At 68.6% G+C, this 16,632-nt stretch carries 11 protein-coding genes; 5 read left to right on the forward strand and 6 right to left on the reverse strand.

Annotation, left to right across the window (positions count from 1 at the left end):
• Positions 1–59: 59 nt before the first annotated feature.
• Positions 60–2,909 carry a fused MFS/spermidine synthase gene (locus D7Y04_RS24880; protein WP_233601564.1) on the reverse strand — a complete coding sequence of 950 codons (2,850 nt, stop codon included), beginning with the start codon at positions 2,907–2,909 and terminating at the stop codon, positions 60–62.
• Between the two features lie 76 nt (positions 2,910–2,985).
• Between D7Y04_RS24880 and D7Y04_RS24885 the strand changes: the two genes are divergently transcribed.
• From D7Y04_RS24885 to mrpC, 3 genes are all read left to right on the forward strand, one after another.
• The gene (locus D7Y04_RS24885; protein ID WP_120581292.1) at positions 2,986–3,972 is read left to right on the forward strand and encodes a sensor histidine kinase KdpD; all 987 of its coding nucleotides are present in this window, start codon (positions 2,986–2,988) and stop codon (positions 3,970–3,972) included.
• A 7-nt stretch (positions 3,973–3,979) separates the two neighbouring features.
• Complete coding sequence (locus D7Y04_RS24890; protein WP_121760900.1) at positions 3,980–5,449, forward strand: sigma-54 dependent transcriptional regulator; 1,470 nt, start codon at positions 3,980–3,982, stop codon at positions 5,447–5,449.
• Between the two features lie 265 nt (positions 5,450–5,714).
• The gene (mrpC, locus tag D7Y04_RS24895; RefSeq protein WP_014395195.1) at positions 5,715–6,461 is read left to right on the forward strand and encodes a Crp/Fnr family transcriptional regulator MrpC; all 747 of its coding nucleotides are present in this window, start codon (positions 5,715–5,717) and stop codon (positions 6,459–6,461) included.
• Positions 6,462–6,557: 96 nt separating this feature from the next.
• Here the strand turns inward: mrpC and D7Y04_RS24900 are convergent, their stop codons facing one another.
• Entirely contained in the window at positions 6,558–7,469 is a 912-nt protein-coding gene (locus D7Y04_RS24900) for a hypothetical protein (RefSeq protein WP_121760901.1), read from the reverse strand.
• Between the two features lie 222 nt (positions 7,470–7,691).
• Between D7Y04_RS24900 and D7Y04_RS24905 the strand changes: the two genes are divergently transcribed.
• A complete protein-coding gene (locus tag D7Y04_RS24905; RefSeq protein WP_121760902.1) occupies positions 7,692–9,530 on the forward strand; it encodes a DNA mismatch repair protein MutS in 1,839 nt (612 codons plus the stop codon).
• Positions 9,531–9,583: 53 nt separating this feature from the next.
• Here D7Y04_RS24905 and D7Y04_RS24910 read toward each other — a convergent pair whose 3' ends face one another.
• Positions 9,584–10,756, reverse strand: a complete 1,173-nt coding sequence (locus D7Y04_RS24910; protein ID WP_120597852.1) for a thiolase family protein — start codon at positions 10,754–10,756, stop codon at positions 9,584–9,586.
• Between the two features lie 81 nt (positions 10,757–10,837).
• A complete protein-coding gene (locus D7Y04_RS24915) occupies positions 10,838–13,228 on the reverse strand; it encodes a 3-hydroxyacyl-CoA dehydrogenase/enoyl-CoA hydratase family protein (protein WP_121760903.1) in 2,391 nt (796 codons plus the stop codon).
• A 128-nt stretch (positions 13,229–13,356) separates the two neighbouring features.
• Here D7Y04_RS24915 and D7Y04_RS24920 point away from each other — a divergent pair, with 128 nt between their 5' ends.
• Entirely contained in the window at positions 13,357–15,111 is a 1,755-nt protein-coding gene (locus tag D7Y04_RS24920) for a M1 family metallopeptidase (protein WP_121760904.1), read from the forward strand.
• A gap of 9 nt (positions 15,112–15,120) precedes the next feature.
• Here D7Y04_RS24920 and D7Y04_RS24925 read toward each other — a convergent pair whose 3' ends face one another.
• On the reverse strand, positions 15,121–15,999 hold the full coding sequence (locus D7Y04_RS24925; protein WP_120597855.1) for a site-specific DNA-methyltransferase: 879 nt from the start codon (positions 15,997–15,999) through the stop codon (positions 15,121–15,123).
• Between the two features lie 231 nt (positions 16,000–16,230).
• Entirely contained in the window at positions 16,231–16,479 is a 249-nt protein-coding gene (gene rpmE, locus D7Y04_RS24930; protein ID WP_120563970.1) for a 50S ribosomal protein L31, read from the reverse strand.
• Positions 16,480–16,632: the final 153 nt, after the last annotated feature.

The raw sequence follows: 16,632 nt of genomic DNA on the forward strand, positions 1-16,632 counted from the left end.
GGGGCCGGATCAAGGAATATCGCGGGTCTGGAACCTCTCAAGGTTTCATCCCCCCTGTTTCAGGGCTCGCCAGGCACCGCCGTGGGCATACGGGCGGTCCTCCCGCAGGCGTCCGGAGGAAGGGCCTCGCAGTAGGCCTTGAACGCCTTCTGCAGCTTCGCGTCCTGTGGGTGGAGCGCCGCCACCTCGCGGCCCACCGCCAGCGCCCCGTCCGCGTTCATCGGCGTCCACACCGTGCGCGCGGCCCAGGCCCGGGCCGTCACCAGCTTCAGGTACTCCGTCACCAGCTCCGGGGAACGGCCGCCCCGCGCCACCTCCGGCTCCAAGAGGGACGCCGCCAGGGTCAGGTCCCCCTGCGCCAGCACCGCCCGGCCCAGCGCGAGCGCCGCCGCGGGATCCTCCGGCGCCAGCGAACGCCACAGCGCCGCCACGCCCCGGACCGTTGGATCCTTGTCCGCGTGGTAGCGCTGCACGTTGCGGTACAGCCCCGCGGCCTGCTCGGCGGTGGGCGGAAAATCGCGCAGGTACTGGTGCAGGAGCAGCCCAGGCCCTGTCTCCGGCGACCGGCGCTCGTCATTCACGCGCACGTCCAGGTTCGCCAGGAAGAACGCCACCGGCGACGCGTACTCCAAAAGGTTCTGGTCGTCCGTGTTGATGGGGCCCTCACCCGCGAAGGCCTTCTGTCCGGCCTCGGTGTGCACCTGCTTGGACAGCAGGCCGAACAGGTCGTTGATCTCCACCCGCGCCAGGTCCGCCTTCACGTCCGGCCGGGCCATGCGCGCGGCCACCTCCGCCGCGTTGAATGACAGCGGCTTGCGGCTGGCCACCATCACCAGGTCCTCCGGGCCCAGCCACGTCGTGGCGTGCGGGAAGGTGTCCTGCAGCGTGCGGATCACCAGCCGCACCAGCTCGCGGTTGCTCTCGTAGGTGTGGATCCACTGCACCATCACGCCGTCGTCCGTCAGGTGCTTGTCCACCAGCTGGAAGAAGTCGCGCGTGAAGAGGCCGGACACGCCCGACACCCAGGGGTTGGACGGCACGCTGATGATGAGGTCGTACCGGATGGGCGCCAGCGCCATGAACGTCTTCGCGTCGTCGATGTGCACGTGCGTGCGCGGATCATCCACCGCGTTGCGGTTGTCCGCCTTGAACAGGCGCGCCGCATCGATGACCGCAGGGGAGATTTCCACCATGTCCAGGCGCTCCACTGGATGCGCCAACACGCTGCCCGTGGTGATGGCCGCGCCCGAGCCGATGACGAGCACGTTCTTCGGGTCGCGCGGGTGGAGCAGCGCGCCCAGGTGACCCGCCACCACCTGCGTCTCGATGTCGCTCCCGTTCGACGCGTCCGTCTTCCCGTTGATCTTCATGAAGCGCAGGTTTTCGCTCGGCAGGTCCCCCACCATCACCGAGGCGAAGGTGTCGTCCGCGTAGAAGCGCGGGACGATGTTCTTCTCCGTGCTCTCCACCAGCTTCGCGTAGCTGTCCGGCGGCTTCTGGTGCGCACGGATGGCCGCGATGTTCGCCAGCCGCTGCGGCCAGCCGTGCATGCTGCCCAGCACCACCGCCGCCAGCACCGCCGTCACGCCCACCGGCGCCAGCGTCCGCCACGCGGGCACCACGCTTGCGCCCTCCCCTGCCTTCGGCTCGGACAGGGCGCGGAAGGCCAGCGCCGCGGAGAGGAGGTTCGCCACCGCCCCCGCGATGAAGTTGCCCTGCATGCCCCAGAAAGGCATCAGCACCAGCCCGCCCAGCACGGAGCCGGAGAGCGTGCCCGCCGTGTTCCACAGGTACACACCACCCAACTGGCGCCCCACCTCGGACACCTTCGCCGTGGCCACGCGGGCCGCAGCCGGGAACGCGATGCCCATGATGAACGTGGGCACCAGCAACACCAGACAGCAGAACGCGAAGGTGATGCCCTGGAAGACGGGCCACGTCTCCACCGCACGCGTGAGCATCCACTCCGACCAGCGGAACAGGTGCGGCAGCCGCACGTACAGCGGCAACGCCACGCAGAGGCTCAACACCAGCCCCACCTGCGTCCAGCCATACAGCTTCAGCGAGTCCCCGCCCTCCTTGCGCGTCATCAGCCAGAAGCTGCCCAGGCCGATGCCCAGGATGAACGCCGTCAGGATGAGCGTGAAGGCATACGTGGACGCCCCCAGCACGATGGACAGCAGGCGGATCCACGTCACCTGGTACAGCATGGACGTGAAGCCCGACAGCATCACGCCCACGAGCGCGGCCCGCACCGCCCGCCGGGGATAGGCCACGTCCTCCGCGGAGGCCGCCGCCCCCACTGTCACCGCCGGTGGGTGCTGACGGGCCAGCGCCAGCGCCGCCAGTGCGAGCAGCACGTTGATGCCCGCGGCCAGTTTCGCGGATGCGGACAGGCCCACCAGCGGAACGAGCCGCGTGCCCGCCACGTAGACGCCCACCGCCGCGCCCAGGCTGTTGATGGCATACAGCCGCGCCAGCTCCTTGCGCACCCCGGCGAGGCTCGCCGCGAAGTGGCGCACCAATGCCGGCAGCGTGCCGCCCATGAGCAGCGTGGGCACCACCAGGGACAGCGAGGACACGAGCAGGCGCGGCGCCACCCGCAGGCCCTCCGGCACGTGGGGCGCCAGGGACAGCCACAGGTGCTCCAGCGCCCCCAGGACGTACGGGAACGCCAGCGCGTACAGGCCCACGCCCAGTTCCAGCACGCCATAGAGCGCCAGGGGGTTCTTCACCCGGTCCGCTGTCCGCCCGAAGACAAACGCCCCCAGCGCCAGCCCCCCCATGAACGTGGCCAGCACGACGGCGTGCGCCTGGCCGCTGTTGCCCAGCACGTTCCCCAGGTATTTGGACCAGACCAGCTCGTAGACGAGCGCCGTGGCCCCGGACAGGAACAGAAGGGCCGCCACAAGGTTCTTCGGAGGACGTGCGGTGCTGGTCATAAGGACAGCGCTCGACGTTACCCGGTATGTTTCAGGTCCACCAATGAACGCCCATCTCCTGCAAGCCGCGCAGCTCGCCTGGTCTCCCAACCTCCGGGTGACACGCGCCGAAGGTGACTGCGCCCAGGTGCTGCGCCGCGACGCCAAGGCGCTCGTGGGCATGTCCCTGCACACCGCGCTGGGGGTTCCCCAGGAGCGTGCCCGCGAACTGGATGCGCGCGCGCGCGAGGACCGCCGCGCGGTGGAGTTCGTCACCCTCTCCGCGGGAGGCCCCACCGGCAACCCGCCCGCCAACCACCTGCGGCTCGTGCTGGGCATGGACGGCGAGGAGGCCGCCGCGGGCGTGCTCGACCTGGGCACCGTGCTGGAGGGCGCCCCGCCGGTGCAGATCTCCAAGCTGTCCTCGTCCCTCAGCCATGAGATCCGCAACCCGCTCTCCTCCGTGAAGATGGCGGTGCAGACGCTGGCCCGGAACACCGGCCTGTCGGACCGGGACAAGCGGCGGCTCACCATCGCCAACCGCGAAATCCGCACCATGGAGCGCATGCTCTGGCTGCTCTCCGAATACGGCCGCGAGAGCGCCGCGAACCTGGACGCCCACGCCCTGCGCTCGGTCGTCCAGGAGGCGACCGCCATGGTGGCCCCGGAACTGGCCGAGCGCCGCATCGAGGTGGATGTGAAGGAAGAGGCGGACCTGCCCCGCGTGAGGGTGGATCCCAACCGGTTGAGGCCCGTGCTCGCTCAAGTCCTGCTCAACGTGGCCATGGGCCTGCCAGAAGAGGGCCGCGTCCAGGTGACGCTGCGCCAGGACGACCCCGGCCACGTCAGCCTCATCCTGGATGATCCAGCCGCGGCCCTGCCTCCGGATGAGCGGGGCACGCTGTTCGACCCCTTCGGCTCGCGGCTGGCGCGGGGCGCGGGGCTGTCCCTGGCCGCCCTGCGGCGGGTGATGACGGGTGTGGGGGGCGACGTGGCGGCCCAGGGGAGCGCGGAACCGGGGATGGTGTTCACGCTGACGTTCGCCGCCTGAGGACCCCATGGAGACCCTCCTCATCGTCGACGATGACGTGTCGCTGCTCGAAACCCTCACGATGCACTTCGAGGAGATCGAGCAGGACGACGGGCAGCCGCGCTACCAGGTGGTGACGGCCACCAGCGCGGCCGCGGGCCTCAAGGCCGCCCAGGAGAACATGCCCAGCGTGGTCATCCTGGACATGATGCTCCCGGACCGCACGGGCCTGGAGATCATCGAGGAGATGAAGGGCCTGTGCGGCGACGCGCGCATCATCCTCGTCACCGCCTACCACGACATGGAGACGACCATCCGGGCCATGAAGGCCGGTGCGTTCGACTACATCCACAAGCCCTTCCCGGATCCGGCCGCCCTGGACCTGGTGGTGGAGCGCGCGCTGGAGTACCGCCAGCTGTCGCGCCGCGCGGATGAGGTCCACCGCGAGAACGCCGTCGTCCGCCTGGGCGACATCGTGGGCACCAGCCCCTCCATGCAGCAGCTGGTGAAGGAGATTGGCAAGGTCGCGAGCAGCACCGCGACGGTGCTGATCAACGGCGAGAGCGGCACGGGCAAGGAGCTCATCGCCCGCGTCATCCACAACTACTCCTACGACGAGCCCCGCCCCTTCATCGGCATCAACTGCTCCGCCATCGTGGACACGCTGCTGGAGAGCGAGCTGTTCGGCCACGAGAAGGGCGCCTTCACCGGCGCGGTCGCCGGCAAGCCCGGCAAGTTCGAGCTGGCCGAGGACGGCACCGTCTTCCTGGACGAGATTGGCGACATGTCGCTGATGCTCCAGGCGAAGCTGTTGCGCGTGCTCCAGGAGCGCGAGTTCGAGCGCGTGGGCGGCGTCAAGCGCGTGAAGCTGCGCGCCCGCGTCATCGCCGCCACCCACCGCCACCTCGCGGACGAGGTGGACCAGGGCCGCTTCCGCGAGGACCTCTACCAGCGCCTCAAGGTGATTACCCTCGTCATCCCGCCTTTGCGTGAACGGCGCGAGGACATCCCCCCGCTCGTGAAGCACCTCTTGGAGCGCATCAACGAGAAGGTGCACAAGCGCGTCACCCGCGTGCCCCACGAGGTGATGGAGCGCCTCACGCGCCTGCCCTGGCGCGGCAACGTGCGCGAACTGGAGAACGTCCTCACCCGCGCCGTGGTGCTCGCGCCGGGTGACGTGCTCCGCAACGACGACCTGCCCGCCCTGGAGGCGAGCCCTTCAAGCCCCCTGGACGCCCAGCGCGGGGGCGGGCCGGGCACCGCGGGCGGCATGTTCGCGGCCCCCGCCGTGGACGACGTGAGCCTCATCCCCACCCTGGAAGAGGCCGAACGGCAGCTCATTGCCCGGGCCATGGCCGTCACCAAGGGACACAAGGGACGCACGTGTCAGATCCTGGGCATCAGCCGTCCAACGCTTGAACGAAAGCTTCAAAAGTTCGGTCTTGCACAGGGGCAGGGTCCACAGGTGCACCCTTATCCGGTGAAGGATGCTTCCTGACAGTGTCCCAGCCCCGACAAACCAGTGTCCCCATTTAACGTTTCGTTCAAAGTGATCAGACTGTTTGAACGTTCTGTTTCAGGTTTTGGACACAGTTGGGGGGAACAGACCGGGGTGTAGCGCTAAGTACCCGGCATTCCTCGAACTGTTCCCCCGGGAATAGTTCAAGTGCTCATGGCACGCCTCTTGGAAAGAGCAAGGTCCGTCAGCAGCAGCAGCAGCGACCAACCTTCCCCATCCCTTTCCGCCTTCCCAGGAGTCTCCCATGCACGGCTTCAACCGCCCCCTCGGCCCCATCGGTTCCAATGTCGTGGCGCCGCTGCAGGCGACGTCGTCCGGCATGATGGTGACCGCGAACAAGCTGGTCCCCGGCCAGGAGGCCATCGACTTCAAGGGGTACTTCAAGGTCGAGTCCTTCCCGCACAACTCGACCATCTACCGCCCCGGCGACACGTCTGACCGCGTGTACCTGCTGAAGTCCGGCCGCGTGCGCCTGATGCGCATTGGCAAGAACAGCACCCGCTCGGTGGTGTCCATCCTGCGCCCGGGCGACCTGTTCGGCGAGCTGTTCCGCCCGGAAGGCACGCCCATCGAGGAGATGGCCGTGGCGGCGGGCGAGGCCGAGGTGTGGAGCATCGAGGGTCGCGACTTCCGCGCCCAGCTGGAGGCCCGTCCGGCCCTGGCGGTGGACGTGGTGCGCGCCTACGCGGACCGCGTGCGCTCGCTGCGCAAGCGCGTCCTGGGCCTGACCTTCAAGGAGGTTCCGGCCCGGCTGGCGGACACCCTGCTCACGCTGGTGGAAGCGCACGGCGAGCGCTGCCCGCACGGCGGTGAGACGGACCTGCGCGGGATTACGCAGCAGGACCTGGCGGACCTGGTGGGCGCCTCGCGCTCCTTCGTGTCCACGCTCATCAACGAGATGAAGCGCGAGGGCGTGCTCGGCAACGTCGGCCGCATCCTCTGCGTGCGTGACCAGAAGGCCCTGCGCAAGCTGGCCTCCAAGGAGAAGTAGACCCCACGTCCCTTCAAGGGGACCGTGACGTCCAACGGGCCTGACCGCGAGAGCATCCGCGGCCGGGCCCGTGGTGTTTTCAGCGCACGGCGCTGTTCAGAACGCGAAGCCCAGGCCGAACTCGGGGGTGAAGCCGAGAGGCAGCCCCAGCGGGGCCACCTCTGAGTCCAGCGCGAGGTAGCGCACCCCGCCGCGCAGCATGAGGCTGCCCAGATGCAGCGCGAGCCCTCCGCGCGCGTCCAGTTGCTGGTAGGGCCCGGGCGTCATCTGCAGGCGCCCCTCCACGTCCAGGGGGCCCAGCAGGCACGCCTCCACGGACATGCCCAGGCTTGGGGCCACGTAGACGCGCCCGGGAACATCCAGGGTGGAGACGCCGGCTTCCACGCGCAGGCGGAGCTCCTCCCGGACGAGGGGGGAGTACGTCGCGTGCATCTCCCCCAGGGTGAGGGTGTCGCGGTACGCCGAGGTGTCCCACGTCCCCGTCAGCCGCGACAGCCGCAGGTCCATGCCGAAGCGCTGGGCCTCCCAGCCGAGGTCGAAGTCCAAGCCGGTACCGCCCCTGAGGGGTGACACCAGCAGGCCCGCTCGGAAGGAGAACGGCACGGCGTGCCGCAGCGAGTTGCGCTGGGGCGGCGCGTCCGGGGCCACCATCTCGTGGCCGTGGTGGGTGCCCGTGTTGGCGATGGCCTCCCCCATGCCCCGGAAGAGCAGCTCGAAGATGGCGCCCAGGATGAAGGAGGCGGCGTCGCTGGACGCGCTCGAGTTGTACTCGTAGCTGTCGTCCGTGGAGGACACGGTGGTCCTCTTGCTCTTGGACGAACGGTTCTTGTTCTCCTCGTCGTCCTTCTTCGAATCGTCGTCCCGGTCCGAACCGATGGCGGTCGCCTCGTGGACGGGCTTCGACGATTCGGTGGAGTCCGAGCGCTTGCCGAAACGTGCCTCGGCGGGAGGCGCGGCGAGCAGGCCCATCACGAGCCCTCCGCCCAGCACGACCTTGGGTAACGACATGGGGTGAACCCCCTCGATGAGGCACGGCCGGCCCGACCGTCCCTCATGGGCTGCATTCAAATCCCGGGGGGCCCTTGGGAGTCAACAGCGGGCCCACTCGACGATGGAGGCGCCCTGCATCGTGCCCCCGTCCAGAGGCTGTTCTCGACTGGCATCGAAGCGTGACGGGACGCGTTGAGCGCTTGCCCTCGGACGGGGGGCCGCACAGCATGCGCGACCATCGTGCCCGTCCCGACCGAGTCCCAGAGCCCGCATCGCACGTACACCGACCGCCGCGCCGCCGCCCAGGCGGACCTGACGGAGCTGGACCGCGTCAGCGCGAGGTACGCCAACCTGCGCACCGTGGCCTTCGTGGCGGCGCTCGTCGTGGCCGCGCTGACGCTGATGGGCCGGCTGCCCAAGCCCTGGTGGTGGGCCGCGGCCGGGGCGCTCGCCGTCTATGGCCTGCTGGCGGTGCTGCATCACCAGGTGTTCCTCAAGGAGCAGCGTGCGCGCCTCTTCGTGCTGCTCAACGAGCGCGGTCTGGCGCGGCTGGAGGGCGGCTGGCATTCCTTCACGGACAAGGGCGAGCGGTTCCTCTCCCCCAACCACCTCTACGCCACGGACCTGGATGTCTTTGGCCAGGGCAGCCTCTTCCAGCTCATCAACGAGACGGCGACGCGCGCGGGTGAAGAGCGGCTGGCCGAGTGGCTGTCCTCCCCCGCCACCGCGGAGACGGTGGTGACCCGGCAGGGCGCCGCGCGCGAGCTGGCCCCGCGCGTCGACTTCCGCCAGGACCTCTGCGCGGACGCCCGCGTGGTGGCGAAGGACAAGGCGGATCCGGCCCTCTTCATCGAGTGGGCGGAAGCCGGGCCCTCGCTGGACGCCATCCGTTGGGCGCGGCCCCTGGCCATCATCCTGCCCCTGATAACGCTCACCCTCTTCATCCTGGGCACGGTCGGCGTGATTCCAGACAGCACCGTCTGGGTGGGGCTGCTCGCGCAGTTGGGCATCGCCGTGGCCACGCGCCGCACGCTGCGGCAGATGGACGAAGGCGTGGAGCGCGGCGAGCGCGGCTTCGTGCGCTACGCGTCCCTCTTCGAGCGCGTGGAGAAGCAGACCTTCGAGCACCCGCGCCTCAAGCAGCTCCAGTCCGGCCTGACGGCGCAGAGCGGCCCGGCGGTGTCCGTGCTGTTCCAGCGCTTCAGCCGGCTGTTCTCGCTCATCGAGTTCAAGCGGCACCAGTTCCACCCCCTCATCCACTGGCTCACGCTCTGGGACATCCACGCCCTATTCGCGCTGGAGAACTGGCGCGCCGCCCACGGCCGCGACGTGCGTCAGTGGTTCGAGGGGCTCGCGGAACTGGAGGCCCTCTGCTGCCTGGGAGGTCTGGCCCATGACCGCCCTGCCTTCACCTGGCCCGAGCTGCACGCCCAGGGCCCGAGCGTGGAGGCCACCGCGCTGGGACACCCGCTGCTGGACGCGCCCGTGCCCAACGACGTGTCCCTGCCCGGCCCGCGCCACGCGCTGCTGATTACGGGCTCCAACATGAGCGGCAAGACGACGCTGATGCGCGCGCTGGGCGCGAACGTGGTGCTGGCGCTCGCGGGCGCGCCGGTGGCCGCGGCATCGTTCCGGCTGTCCCCGGTGCAGGTGCTCACCAGCATGCGCGTGAAGGACTCGCTGGAGCGCGGCGTGTCGTACTTCCACGCGGAGGTGCTGCGGCTGAAGGTGGTGCTGGACGCGGCGGCCGCCGCGAAGGGCCAGGCGCTCTTCCTGCTGGACGAAATCCTGCTGGGCACCAACACCCGCGAGCGCCAGATTGCCTCACGCGAAGTGCTGCGGCTGCTGCTCGCCTCCGGTGCGTGTGGCGCGGTGACGACGCACGATTTGTCCCTGGCGGTGCTGGCGGACGAGCCGGGCTCGCACGTGGTGAACGTCCACTTCCGCGACCACCTGGAGGACGGGAAGATGGTGTTCGACTACCGGCTCCGGCAGGGGGTGGTGGACACCACCAACGCGCTGCGGGTGCTGCGCCTGGCGGGCGTCCCGGTGAACGACCCGGACGCCCCGGCCTCCTGACAGTCCACCTCGCGCCCCCTTGAAGCCACCAGGGGGCGCGAAGCGGAAGCGGATTACTTCGCCAGCTCCACCAGCGCCGCGGCACCCATGCCGCCGCCGATGCACATGCTCACCACGCCGTAGCGGCCGTCCCGGCGCTTCAGCTCGCGCAGGATGGTGGCCACCATGCGTGCACCGGACACGCCCAGCGGGTGGCCCAGGGCGATGGCGCCGCCGTTCGGGTTCACCTTGTCCTGGGGGATGCCCAGCTCACGGATGCAGTGCAGCGCCTGCGCCGCGAAGGCCTCGTTGAGCTCGAACACGCTGATGTCTTCCACCTTCAGCTTGTTGCGCTCCAGCAGCTTGCGGATGGCGGGCACCGGGCCCACGCCCATGATTTCGGGCGGCACGCCGGCGACCACGTAGTCCACGAAGTAGCCCAGCGGCTTGACGTTGAGCTCCTTCGCCTTCTCCTCGCTCATCACCACCGCGGCCGCCGCGCCGTCCGTCAGCGGCGACGCGTTGCCCGCCGTCACCACGCCCTTGGCGTTGAAGGCCGGGCGCAGCTTGGCCAGGCCCTCCACCGTCGTCTCCGGGCGCAGGATGGTGTCCACCGTGACGGTCACCTGCTTCTGGGTGCCGTCCTCGTCGAACATCGTGGTGGTGACGGGGAAGATCTCCTCCTTGAACTTCCCCTGCTCGCGGGCAGTGGCCGCGCGGCGCTGGGACTCGGCGGCGAACTTGTCCGCGTCCTCACGGGTGACGTTGTAGCGGGAGGCGATGTTCTCCGCCGTCGCGCCCATGGAGGTGTAGACCTCCGGCAGCTTCTGCATGATCTCCGGGTTGGCGGAGACCTTGTTGCCGCCCATGGGCACCATGGTCATGGACTCGGTGCCACCGGCCACGGCCACCTGCATCATGCCGGACTTGATGCCCTGCGCCGCCTGCGCCACGGACTGCACGCCGGACGAACAGAAGCGGTTGATGGTCAGACCCGGAACGGTGTCTGGCAGGCCGGCGAGCAGGCTCGCGTTGCGGGCCACGTTCATGCCCTGCTCCGCCTCCGGCATGGCACAGCCCATGATGACGTCCTCCACGTCCGCCGGCTTCAAGCCGGGGACCTGGGCGACGGCCTCCTTGATGGCAAGGGCCGCGAGCGTATCCGGCCGCGTGTCCTTGAACTCTCCCTTGTGGGCGCGGGTGAAGGGGGTGCGCACCGCGCTGGCAATCACGACTCGACCGGACATTTTAGATGTCTCCCTGCCCGGACACCGTCCGGGCGTGCTTCGGAATTCGCGTCTGGAAAACCATTGGGTAAACGCCTCGCGCTAGTTGCGCAGCGGCTTGCCCTTCTCGAGCATGAACATCATGCGGTCCTGGGTCTTCTCCTCGCCGATGAGGCTCAGGAACGCTTCCATCTCCAGCTCCAGCAGCTTCTCCTCGGTCACCAGCACGGACGGGCTGGTGTCACCACCGGAGAGCACGCGCGCCAGCTTCTGGGCGATCTTCCGGTCGTGGGCGCTGATCTGATTATTGAGCTGCATGTCGTACAGCATCATGTCGATGGTGGCCGCGCCGTTGGGGCCCGGCAGCCGGAAGCGCGTGGGACGCGGCGGGCGGAAGCCGCCGTTCGCCAGACCCAGCACGCGCGACTTCGCGTCCGACAGGAGGAAGTCGCGGTTGCCCGTGATGCCGTCCTGCTGGGACAGGAAGCCCGTCTCGCGAGCCTCTTCCGCGCTGGTGGCGACCTTCGCCATGCCGATGGCGAGGAACACCTTCTTGAGGAAGGGCAGCGAGTCGAAGTCCTTGTCCGCCGCGTAGCCGCCGAACACGTTGCGCAGCAGCATCATGGTGCCGCCGCCGCCCGGGATGAGGCCCACGCCCACTTCCACGAGGCCCATGTACAGCTCCGCGCTGGCCTGCACCGCGTTGCCACCCATGGTGACCTCCGCGCCGCCGCCCAGCGTGAGGTTGAAGGGCGCCGTCACGACGGGCACGGGGCTGTAGCGCATGCGCTGGTTGGCCGCCTGGAACGCGGACGCCATCTTGCGGATGGAGTCGAAGTCCTCGCTCTTGGCCGCCATCAGCATGGCCATGATGTTCGCGCCGGCGGAGAAGTTGGATCCGTCGTTGCCGATGACGAGACCCTTGAAGTTCTTCTCCGTCTCATCCAGCGCGGTGTTCATCATCGCGATGATGTCATCGTCGATGGAGTTCATCTTGGAGTGGAACTCCAAGAGCGTGACGCCGTCGCCCGTGTCCCACAGCGACGCGCTGTCGTTGCCGGTGATCTTCTTGTTGCCGCGCTTGAGGTACTCCACGCGGAAGGTGCGCGCGTTCTCAACCACCGGCTTCACGGACTTGGACGGGATGTCCCAGTAGGTGTCGCGGCCGTCCTGCACGCCGTAGAAGGACGTGCGGCCCTTGGCCAGCATCTCCTCCACCCAGGCGGCGGGCTTGAGGCCCAGCGCCTTCATGCGCTCCACGCCCTTCTGGACACCGTAGGCGTCCCAGACCTCGAAGGGCCCCAGGTCCCAGCCGAAGCCCCAGCGCACGCCGCGGTCCACGTTGACCAGGTCGTCGGCGATCTCCGGGATGCGGCGGCTGGAGTACGCCAGCACGTCCAGGGTGACGCGCTCGGCGAACTTGCCGGCCTTGTCGTCCGCGTTCATCACGGACGCCACGCGCTCCTTGACGTTCTCGATGTCCTTCGCGGCGCCCAGCGAGTCGAAGCGCACCTTCGCCTGCGGCCGGTACTCCAGCGTCTTCAGGTCCAGCGCGAGGATGTCCTTGCCACCGGAGGAGCGGTCCTTCTTGTAGAAGCCGCCGCCGCTCTTGTCGCCCAGCATCTTCTTCTCCACCATCTTCTGGAGGAAGTCCGGGGCGGCGAAGACGTTGCGCTCTTCGTCGTGCGTCAGCGTGTCGTAACAGTTCTTCGCCACGTGGGTGAACGTGTCCAGGCCCACGATGTCCGCGGTGCGGAACACGGCGGACTTGGGACGGCCCATGGCCGGGCCAAAGATCTTGTCCACCTCTTCAATGGACATCTCCGTCTTCTGCATCTCGGAGATGGTCCGCATCATCCCGTACACGCCGATGCGGTTCGCGATGAAGTTGGTGGTGTCCTTGCCGTAGACGATGCCCTTGCCCAGGACCTCTTCGCCGAACTTGTGGATGGTCTTCACGACCTCCGCGCTCGTCTCCTGGCCGGCCACGAGCTCCAGGAGCTTCATGTAGCGCACGGGGTTGAAGAAGTGCGTGACGAGGAAGTTCTTCTTGAAGTCCGCGCCGCGGCCTTCGGTCATCCCCACGATGGAGAGGCCGGAGGTGTTGGAGGAGATGATGGCGTCCTTGCGGGCGTGCTTCTCCACCTTGGCGAACAGGGCCTGCTTGACGGCCAGGTCCTCCTTCACCACCTCGATGATCCAATCGCACTCGCCCAGGCGCGCGAGGTCGTCTTCCAGGTTGCCCACTTCAATGGCCGCGAGCACCTGCTCTGACACGATGGGGCTGGGCTTCGCCTTGCGCAGGTTCGCGATGGCGCCCTGCGAGAACTTGTTGCGGAACGCCTTGGAAGCGGTGTCCTCGCCCGGAGCAGCCTGGGGCGGAACGATGTCCAGCAACAGGGCGCGCACGCCGGAGTTGGCCAGATGCGCGGCGATGCCGCTGCCCATCACGCCAGCGCCAAGCACCGCCACTTTTCGGATCCGGGTCGTCATCGGAAATCGGCTCCCATGAAAGGAAGTAGGGGACTGCACAAATGTAGGCGATTGACCCGGAAGTCAACCGGCATTGCCGTCGGGTGTGCTCGCCAGGAGGTCGGCTCCCCGACTACAAGTCGGGCCCCATGGCTCGCCTCGACCCGCACTCGTACAACGACAGCACGCAGCCTGAGACCGAAACGCTGGACTGGAAGGCCCGCGTCGATTTCCGGACGCGCCGCCTGCACGCGGAGGCCACGCTGACGCTCAAGGAGGCGTCAGCAGGTCCCCTCGACCTGGACACCCGCGGCCTGGACATCCGGGGCGTGGTGGATGCCCAGGGTCGCCCCTTGCCCTACATCCTCTCCCCTCCTGAACCCATCCTCGGCAGCCGGCTTCGGATTGAGCTGCCCGCGGGGCTGAAGCAGCTGACGGTGCGCTACCGCACGTCGCCGGAGGCGAGCGCGCTGCAGTGGCTGACGCCGTCGCAAACGGCGGGCGGGCAGCAGCCGTTCCTGTTCAGCCAGTGCCAGGCCATCCACGCGCGCAGCGTGGTGCCGCTGCAGGACACGCCGCGCATCCGCATCCGCTACCGCGCGTCCTTGCGGGTGCCCAAGCAGCTCAAGTCCGTGATGGCGGCTTCATTCGTGGCGCGCGAGGAGCACGGCGTGGAGGCGGAGGAGCACTACGAGATGCCGCAGCCGGTGCCCCCGTACCTGCTGGCGTTCGCGGTGGGCAGCCTCACGTCCAAGGAGCTGGGGCCGCGCTCGCGGGTGTGGGCGGAGCCGGAGGCGCTGGAGGACGCGGCGGACGAGTTCGCGGGCGTGGACGACATGCTCAAGGCCGCGGAGTCGCTCTTCGGGCCGTACGACTGGGAGCGCTTCGACCTGCTGCTGATGCCGCCGTCGTTCCCCTACGGCGGCATGGAGAACCCGCGCCTGACGTTCCTCACGCCCACGCTCATCGCGGGGGACAAGAGCCTGGTGAACGTGGTGGCGCACGAGTTGGCGCACTCGTGGACGGGCAACCTGGTGACGAACGCGTCCGCGGAGCACTTCTGGCTGAACGAAGGCTTCACCGTCTTCGCGGAGCGCCGCATCCTGGAGGCGCTGGCGGGGCCGGAGGTCGCGGCGCTGCACGCGGCCCTGGGGCGCCGTTCGCTGGATGAAGCGCTGCACCACTTCCGCGCGCACCCGCAGCTCACCGCGCTGCGCACGCACCTGTCCGGCGTGGATCCGGACGAGGCCTTCTCCCAGATTCCCTACGAGAAGGGTTACCTGCTGCTGCGCGCGCTGGAGGACGCGGTGGGCCGTCCCACCTTCGACGGCTTCCTGCGCCGCTACCTGGCGAAGTACCGCTTCCAGGCGCTCACCACGGAGGAGTTCGTCCGCTTCACGGAGGCCGAGCTGCCGGGGGCCCTGGCGAAGGTGGACGCGGACGCGTACCTGAACCGGCCCGGCGTGCCGCCCAGCGCGCCCCGCCCCACCTCCGCGCGGCTGGAGGCGCTGGAGAAGCTGCGCGGGAAGGTGCCTTCGCAAGCGGACACGAAGGACTGGACGCCCACCGAGTGGCAGCTCTTCCTGGAGTCCATGCCGACGGACACGTCCCAGGACGTCTTCCGGGAGCTGGACGCGAGGTTCTCGCTCACGGGCAGCCGCAACTCGGAGGTGCTGGTGGCGTGGCTGGTGGCGGCGCTGCGCGCGGGCTTCGATGCTCCGCTCGGCCGGGCCGAGGAGTTCCTCGGCGAGGTGGGCCGGATGAAGTACCTGAAGCCGCTCTACAGCGTGCTCGCCTCGTCGCGCGACCACCGCAAGGTGGCGCGCGCGGCGTTCGAGAAGAACGGGGCGAGGTACCACCCCATCGCCCGTCAGGGCGTGGAGCTCATCCTCACCCGCGCTTGAGACACGGGGTTACTTGAGGGTCGCGTCCAGGCGCTTCTTGGACAGGGCCAGGTACTCCGGGTTCATGTCGATGCCCACGTAGCGGTGGCCGTGCTTCAGGGCGGCCACGCCGGTGGTGCCGCTGCCGTTGAACGGGTCCAGGATGAGCGAGTTCTCCGGGCAGCTCGCCTCCAGGATGCGCTCCAGCAGGGCCACCGGCTTCTGGGTGGGGTGGCTGCCGAAGGACTTCTCCTCGCCGCGCGGGGCCGTCTGCGTCCACATGCGGCCGGCGCCGTCGGCGGTGAGCTCCTCGTCACCGTTGCGCGGCAGGTTCCACACGTCGCGCATCTGCTTGCCGCCGTTCTCCGCCTTCATGCGCTGGTAGTTGAAGACGTGCTTCAGCTTGCCGCCGGACGACGGCGAGGCCCAGATGAGCAGCTCCGTGGAGTGCGTGAAGTAGCGGCACGCCAGGTTGGGGCTCGCGTTGGGCTTGTACCAGGTGACGGTGTTGAGCAGCTTGTAGCCCAGCTTCTGCATGGCGAAGCCGGCGTTGAAGATGACGTGCTGGGTGCCGCTCACCCACAGCGTGCCGGTGGGGCGCAGCAGGCGCTGGCAGGCGGCGAGCCACTTGGTGGTGAAGGCGTGGTCCTCCTCCACTCCGCGGGACACGTCCCACTGGCCCTTCGCCACGGAGACACGCTTGCCACCCTTGCAGGTGGTGCCGCCGTTGGAGAGGAAGTACGGCGGGTCCGCGAAGATGAGGTCGAAGGACTGCTCGGGCAGCTGGGCCATCAGCTCCAGGCTGTCGCCCTGCAGCAGCGTGTAGGCCTCCCCGCGCTTCGCGAAGACGCTGTCGTTCTGGGAGCGTCGGACAATCTTCAGGGCAGGGGCAGCAGCTTCCGCGAACATCACGCCTCCGTCTTTGGGACAGACGTCTCTGGGACGCGGCGGACTGTGCGGTCAGTTGGCTGCTACGTCGAATTTCTGGCCTGTAATTGGCTGTAGCACCGAAAGCGCGCGTGAAAATTTGACGAGCGCTTGGAGCTGAAACACCGCGAGCAGGGCGGGGAGCGCCTCTGTCTTTCGAGGCCCTCCACGACCCTGCTCGTGGGGTGCTGCGGATGCTGTAGAGCCGAAGGACTACGCCTTCTCGGGCTCGGCGGCCTTGGCGCCCTTCTTGGCGGCCGGCGCGTTGTTCGCGTACTTCTTCTTGAAGCGGTCGATGCGGCCGGCCGTGTCCAGCAGCTTGTACTTGCCGGTGAAGAACGGGTGGCAGTTCGAGCAGACTTCCACGCTGAACGAGCCGCGGGTGGACTTGGTCTCGACGATGTTGCCGCACGCGCAGGTGATGCGGGAGGGCGGGTAGACCGGGTGCATGTCGGGCTTCATGGCTTCTCTCCAGTGCGCCTTGCCCCCACCCAGGATGGGAGGGAGGTCCAGCGTTGTAGTGGGTCGGGGCTTATAGCTACCGCCCCGACCTTTCTCAAGATGCGCGTCCGGCCCGGGGGTTTCTCCTCGGGGGGACCTCCCCCGGGGCCGGCT

The organism is Corallococcus sp. AB038B (assembly GCF_003668955.1).
GTDB classification, from domain to species: Bacteria; Myxococcota; Myxococcia; order Myxococcales; family Myxococcaceae; genus Corallococcus; species Corallococcus exiguus.

Excerpts from the sequence above, each read along its gene's own strand:
- D7Y04_RS24885 (WP_120581292.1), top strand. The coding sequence starts at position 2,986 with ATGAACGCCCATCTCCTGCAAGCCGCGCAGCTCGCCTGGTCTCCCAAC.
- D7Y04_RS24890 (WP_121760900.1), top strand. The coding sequence starts at position 3,980 with ATGGAGACCCTCCTCATCGTCGACGATGACGTGTCGCTGCTCGAAACC.
- mrpC (WP_014395195.1), top strand. The coding sequence starts at position 5,715 with ATGCACGGCTTCAACCGCCCCCTCGGCCCCATCGGTTCCAATGTCGTG.
- D7Y04_RS24900 (WP_121760901.1), bottom strand. The coding sequence starts at position 7,469 with ATGTCGTTACCCAAGGTCGTGCTGGGCGGAGGGCTCGTGATGGGCCTG.
- D7Y04_RS24910 (WP_120597852.1), bottom strand. The coding sequence starts at position 10,756 with ATGTCCGGTCGAGTCGTGATTGCCAGCGCGGTGCGCACCCCCTTCACC.
- D7Y04_RS24915 (WP_121760903.1), bottom strand. The coding sequence starts at position 13,228 with ATGACGACCCGGATCCGAAAAGTGGCGGTGCTTGGCGCTGGCGTGATG.
- D7Y04_RS24920 (WP_121760904.1), top strand. The coding sequence starts at position 13,357 with ATGGCTCGCCTCGACCCGCACTCGTACAACGACAGCACGCAGCCTGAG.
- D7Y04_RS24925 (WP_120597855.1), bottom strand. The coding sequence starts at position 15,999 with ATGTTCGCGGAAGCTGCTGCCCCTGCCCTGAAGATTGTCCGACGCTCC.
- rpmE (WP_120563970.1), bottom strand. The coding sequence starts at position 16,479 with ATGAAGCCCGACATGCACCCGGTCTACCCGCCCTCCCGCATCACCTGC.